We start from the raw sequence: 5,584 nt of genomic DNA, 5'->3' as shown, positions 1-5,584 counted from the left end.
GTCGCATCGCCTGTCGTCCACAGGCCCGTCGCACCGGTCTCGAAGAAGCCGATCGACGGCGCGGCGAGCTGGGGGTTCCCCGCGGAGAGCGCCTGCGCGGTGAAGGGGCTGACCAGTCCCGCCGCGTCGACGTTGCCGCTCTTCAGTGCGGCGACGGCCGAGGTGAAGTCGAGCACGACCCACTTCACGCCCGTCGCGGGGTCGATGCCGTTCTTCTTGAGCTGCTCGGCGATGACCACCTCGAGCTGAGCCTTGCGGGCCGGGATCGCGATCGTCTTGCCGGCCAGCTCCTTCACGGACGTGATGCCGCTGGTCGCGCTCGCGAACAGGCCGGTGTCGTCGAACGCCGCGGGGTCCGAGGCGCTGGTCGCCGCGTCCGGGTAGCCGTCGGCGGGTGCGACGACCTTCATCTTCACGCCCTGGCTGAGTGCATTGAGCAGTGGGATGCTGGGCGAGTAGGCGATGTCGACCTGACCGCTCTGCGCAGCGGCGAGACCGGCGGGCGGGTTCGCGACGATCGAGGTCTCGACCTTGAGGCCCTCGTCGGCGAAGAACCCCTTCGCCATCCCGGTCAGCAGGCTGCCATCGGAGGTGAGGCCGATCGTGGCGACCTTGACCGTGGTGAGATCGCCCTTCTTCCCCGGTTCGGTGCTTCCGGAAGAGGACGAGCAGCCGGCGAGGGCGGCGGCCGCGCCGACGGCGACGACCGCGGCGGCGACACGGAGTGCGYGCGTGATGTGCATGTGTGCTTCCTGTCAGAACGAGGGATGGGATCTCGGAGCGGAGGCGTCGCTGCGGTGCGACTTCATCGTCTTTAATCACCACTTGGTCACTTAAATATCCAGCAAGGAGATAGTGTTGTCAAGATGTTTCGGAATCTTACGTGTCCAAGCGGCCGCGAAAGATGGGGCGGCTCTCCGTCTCCGCTCCCCCTAGGATCATCAGCATCGGAGGAGGACTGACGTGCCCAAGATCGTTGACCACGACGAACGGCGGGACCACATCGCGGATGCGGCCACCAAGGTGATCGCCMGGGASGGCTTCGARCGKCTCACGATGCGCCAGATCGCTGCCGAGGCCGGCTACACCCACGGCGCGATCGCCCGCTACTTCCCCACCAAGGAGAGTCTGCTCACGGCGTCCTTCGTCCGCCTCCATGTGCAGGCCAACGGCCGGATCCTCACCGAGGTCGCGGGCAAGCGCGGCCTGGACGCCCTCGAGCAGATGTGCCGCGAGATCCTCCCGTTCGGAGACCTCGGTCCCAAGTACGCCCGCGTCGTCATCGCCTTCTGGGACCATGCCTCGCAGGACACGAGGGTCACCCAGATCCACCGCGAGAACAACCAGCGCTGGCGGGACCAGTTCCGCCGCTTCCTCGTCGAGGCGCGGGAGGACGGCGAGCTCGCCGACCACATCGACATCGACACGGCCGTCGGCGAGGTCGCCTCGCGCAACGCCGGCTGGCAGATGGTGTCGGTGCTGCTGCCCGAGGTCGCCGGAGACGAGCGCATCGAGGCGGGGCTGCAGGCCCTGCTCGCGGAGCTGCGCGGCCAGGCTCGCTGACGAGCCTGGCCGCACACGCTCCTAGCGCGCGTCCTCGATCACGAACTGCGCGCCACGCTCGCCGATCACGGCGGCGGGGGCGTTCGTGTTCCCCGTGGTGATCGTCGGCATCACCGAGGCGTCGATCACCCGGAGCCCCGCGATCCCGTTCACGCGCAGGCGCGGATCCACGACCGCGTCCGGATCCGACCCCATCCGGCAGGTGCCGACCTGGTGGTGATAGGTGATCGCGGTGCGGCGCACCCAGTCCTCCACGTCGGCGTCCGAGACCTCCGGCCCCGGATAGGCCTCGATCGCGCCCCACTCCCCGGCGAGCGCCGGACGGGTGCCGATCCGACGGGCCTGGCGCACCGAGGCGGCAAGCGCGGCCACGTCGCGATCGTCCTCGAGGGCGGCGAGGTCGATGAGGAGCGGATCCTCGGTGCCGGGTCCGGAGAGGCGCAGCGAGCCGCGGCTGTGCGGCGTCACGAGACCTGCCAGAAGCGAGAACCCGTCGCCGGGTCCGTGCGCGCCGGGACGCGGCTCGAGCTCACCCCACATCGGGACGGAGAAGTGGATCGGCTGGGTGTCGGGCTCGGCGAGGTCGTCGCACGACCGCCAGAACAGGTGCGTCTGCGTCACCGAGACACCCGGCTGCGGCGCGCCCACGGGCTGCGCGGTCGTGAAGATCACCGGGGACAGCAGGTGGTCGTGCAGGTTCGCGCCGACCGCCGGCACGTCGCGGAGCACCTCGATGCCGAGGGCTTCGAGGTCCGCGCGCGGTCCGATGCCGCTGCGCAGCAGGATCGCGGGGCTGCCCAGTGCGCCGGCGGCGAGGATCACCTCATCTGCACGAAGCTCGGATCCGTCGCTCAGCCGCACGCCCGCGGCAACGCCGTCCTCGACGATCACGGTCGCGACCTCGGCGTCGGTGACGATGCGCAGGTTCGGGGCGTCCTCGACGGGACGCACATACGCCATCCACGTGTTGACGCGCTGGCCGTCGCGCATCGTGACCTGCTCCTGCGAGACGCCGTCGAGCGTGCCGCCGTTGTAGTCGGGGTTGTGCTCCAGCCCCTCCTCGACGGCGGCGTCGATGATCGACTGCTGGATCGGCACGAGCGGGTAGTCGTCCGTCACCGGCAGCAGGTCGTTCTCGATCGCCTCGTACACGGGCAGCACGTCGGACCAGCCCCAGCCGGTGGCGCCGGAGCGCTCCCAGCCATCGAAGTCGCTCGCCGCGCAGCGCACCCAGATCATCGCGTTCAGCGCGTGGGATCCGCCGGTCACCTTCCCGCGCGGCAGGTGCAGCCGGCGCCCGGCCGCGTGCTCCTGAGGGACGGTGAAGTAGTCCCAGTCCTCGGCGGCGTGCCAGAGCTCGCCCGCACGGGACGGGTCGTGGATCGCCGGGTTGGTGTCGTACCCGCCGGCCTCGATGAGCGTCACGTCGTACCCGGCGTCCACGAGACGCCGGGTGACGATGCTCCCCGAGGTGCCGGCTCCGACGACGATCGCGGAGCGGGCCATGGCCTAGGCCTTCCGGCCGGGGCCGGAGACGACCTGCGGAACGGCCACCGACTTGAGCCCGGCGACACCGAACTCGAGGCCGTATCCGGAGCTCTTCACCCCGCCGAACGGCACCATCGGGTGSAGCCCGCCGTGCGAGTTGATCCACACCGTGCCGGACTGCATCCGGGTCGCGGCTTCGCGGGCCGCCTCAGGGTCGCTCGACCACACCGAGGCGCCGAGGCCCACATCGACCGCGTTGGCGAGCGCGAACGCCTCGTCGACGTCGGAGTAGCGGATGATCGGCAGCGCCGGCCCGAACTGCTCCTCCTGCACGAGCGCCGCATCGTTCGGAATGTCGGCCACGATCGTGGGCCGGTAGAACAGCTCGCCGAGCTCGGGAGCCGCCTCGCCGCCCGTCACGATGCGGGCGCCGCGCGCCTTCGCGTCCTCGACGAGGCGTGAGACGATGTCGAACTGCTGCTTGTTCTGCAGCGGGCCCAGCACGTTGTTCTCGTCCAGGCCGTTGCCGATCGGCACGGACGCTGCGATACCCGCGAGCGCGTCGACGACCTGGTCGTACAGCGAGTCGTGCACGTAGAGGCGCTTCATGGCCGCGCAGGTCTGGCCCGTGTTGATGAACGCACCCCAGAACAGGTCCTCGGCGATCACGGCCGGATCCGTGCCGGGAAGCACGATGCCCGCGTCGTTGCCGCCGAGCTCGAGCGTGAGCCGCGCGAGGTTGCCGGCGGAACTCTCGATGATCTTGCGGCCGGTGGCCGTGGATCCGGTGAACATGATCTTGTCGATGTCGGGGTGCGCGGCGATCCGTGCGCCGACCTCGCGGTCGCCGGAGATGCCGATGAGCACGTCGGCCGGCAGCACCTCGTTCAGGACCGAGAGCATCGCGAGCACGCTCAGCGGGGTGTACTCGCTGGGCTTGGCGACCACGGTGTTCCCCATCCGCAGCGACGGCCCGATCTGCCAGATGGTGATCATGAGCGGCCAGTTCCACGGCCCGATCGCGCCGACGACGCCCGCAGGCTTGTAGACGAGCTCGGCATGCAGGTTCTCGTCGTCCACGAGCACCTCCGGCTCCAGCACCGTGGTCGCGTTCGTGCGCAGCCACGCCGAGCACGCGCCCAGCTCGAACCGGGCGTTCGGACCGTTGAGCGGCTTGCCCTGCTCGCGGGAGAGCAACTGCGCCAGCGCCTCCGCGTTCGCGTCGAGCGCATCCGCCGCCGCGAGCAGCAGCTCGCTCCGCTTCGCGTGACCGAGCGCCTCCCACGCAGGCTGCGCGGCCTTGGCACGCGCGATGGCGTCGTCCAGGTCGGCGACGGTCTGCACCGGAGCGCGGCCGATGATCTCACGCGTGGCGGCATCGGGGATGTCGCGGCCGGCCCCCTCGGGCGCCTGAATGCGGTCGAGCAGCGCGGACACAGCGGACGTGTCGGTCATCGGTCTCTCCTTCGAGTGTGCGGACGACGGTCGATGTTCCCATTGTCGACGGGGTGGCTCGCCGCGACTTGTCATGCAGTGCACGGCGCTCGTCCAGCCGCGAAGGGATCTCCACGCGCCCGTTCCCGCACAAAGCGTCAATACCGTCCCACTGCAGGCATTCGTCATGCTCCGCGCCCCGACGATGCCGGACCCGTCGCCTCTCGAACGGGCTCGGCGGCAGCGTCTCAGGCCGCGATTTCCCGGGGGAACTGGCGGATTGGCTCTTCCGTATTTCGAACATAAGTGCTAGACTCGGGAGATGAAACCCACCGCTGTTGAACCGCTTGAGGAGCTGGCTGTTGCCGATGCTCCTGCGGTGGTCGTGGTGGATGAGACGTTCGTCGCGGCGCGGATCCTGGATGGGTTGCAGGAGGATGATGTCGCGTTGAATCAGCGGGCCGCGCAGCGTGCGGAGCGGGTCGTGGAGGTCGTGGACCTTGCTCGCCGGCACCCTGAGATCTACACGGTCGGGGATGGTCCGGATGATGCGGATCATGCGCGGCGGTCGGTGTTGTTCGATGTGGCGGTGCGGTTGCAGATCTCGGAGAACGAGGCCCGCTCACTGGAATGCACCGCGTCGACCGCTGCCGAGTGCCTGCCGTTGTTGTGGGAGCACGCCCGGGACGGGTTCGTGTCCCTGCGGTTCGTGGAGGCCGCCGTCGGGGCAGTGTTGCGGTTGCAGGCTCCGGTCGGGGCTGACCGAGCCGCCCGGGAGTATGCGGCGGAGGCGATCGCGTTGATCGATGAGACCGCGGCGAGGTGGGCGCTGCATCTGCCGGTCAGCACGTTCCGACGGCGGGTGCAGGTGCTCGCCGACCGGTTGGACCCCACCCCGCCGGAGCGCAAACATGCCCGCGGGATGGTGGATCGGCGGGTGGTCGTGGAGGATGCCGGTGACGGGATGTCCTGGTTGACGGCGTTGATTCCGACGGTGAAGGCGGTTGCGATCAAGCGACGCCTCACCTCGACCGCGAAACACCTGCAGAAGGACCGCCGTGGGGGCCGCACGAGGGATCAGGTTCGTGCGGACTTGCTG

At 69.5% G+C, this 5,584-nt stretch carries 5 protein-coding genes; 2 read left to right on the top strand and 3 right to left on the bottom strand.

The window, feature by feature from the left end; all coding sequences use genetic code 11:
- Positions 1-743: ABC transporter substrate-binding protein (locus tag AC1DMN_RS18115; RefSeq protein ID WP_477384740.1), on the bottom strand; the 743-nt coding region annotated here is incomplete at its 3' end.
- Positions 744-963: 220 nt separating this feature from the next.
- Between AC1DMN_RS18115 and AC1DMN_RS18110 the strand changes: the two genes are divergently transcribed.
- Positions 964-1,563 (top strand): TetR/AcrR family transcriptional regulator, encoded by a 600-nt coding sequence (locus tag AC1DMN_RS18110; RefSeq protein WP_477384738.1) that lies wholly within the window; start codon positions 964-966, stop codon positions 1,561-1,563.
- A gap of 21 nt (positions 1,564-1,584) precedes the next feature.
- On the opposite strand, the gene AC1DMN_RS18105 is transcribed toward AC1DMN_RS18110, so the two are convergent.
- Together AC1DMN_RS18105 and AC1DMN_RS18100 are read right to left on the bottom strand one after the other, a co-directional pair.
- Positions 1,585-3,069, bottom strand: a complete 1,485-nt coding sequence (locus AC1DMN_RS18105; protein ID WP_477230945.1) for a GMC family oxidoreductase — start codon at positions 3,067-3,069, stop codon at positions 1,585-1,587.
- A 3-nt stretch (positions 3,070-3,072) separates the two neighbouring features.
- Positions 3,073-4,506: an aldehyde dehydrogenase family protein gene (locus AC1DMN_RS18100; protein WP_477230946.1), complete on the bottom strand. Its 1,434-nt coding sequence runs from the start codon at positions 4,504-4,506 to the stop codon at positions 3,073-3,075.
- Between the two features lie 301 nt (positions 4,507-4,807).
- On the opposite strand from AC1DMN_RS18100, the gene AC1DMN_RS18095 reads away from it, so the two are divergent.
- The coding region (locus AC1DMN_RS18095) for a DUF222 domain-containing protein (RefSeq protein ID WP_477384736.1) at positions 4,808-5,584 on the top strand (777 nt) is incomplete at its 3' end.

Source organism: Microbacterium sp. 01T413_2, assembly GCF_056398985.1.
This window is presented reverse-complemented; position numbering and strand designations above follow the sequence as displayed.

What these genes read in the sequence shown, in the direction of transcription:
- AC1DMN_RS18105 (WP_477230945.1), bottom strand. Translation starts at nt 3,069, where the DNA reads ATGGCCCGCTCCGCGATCGTCGTCGGAGCCGGCACCTCGGGGAGCATC.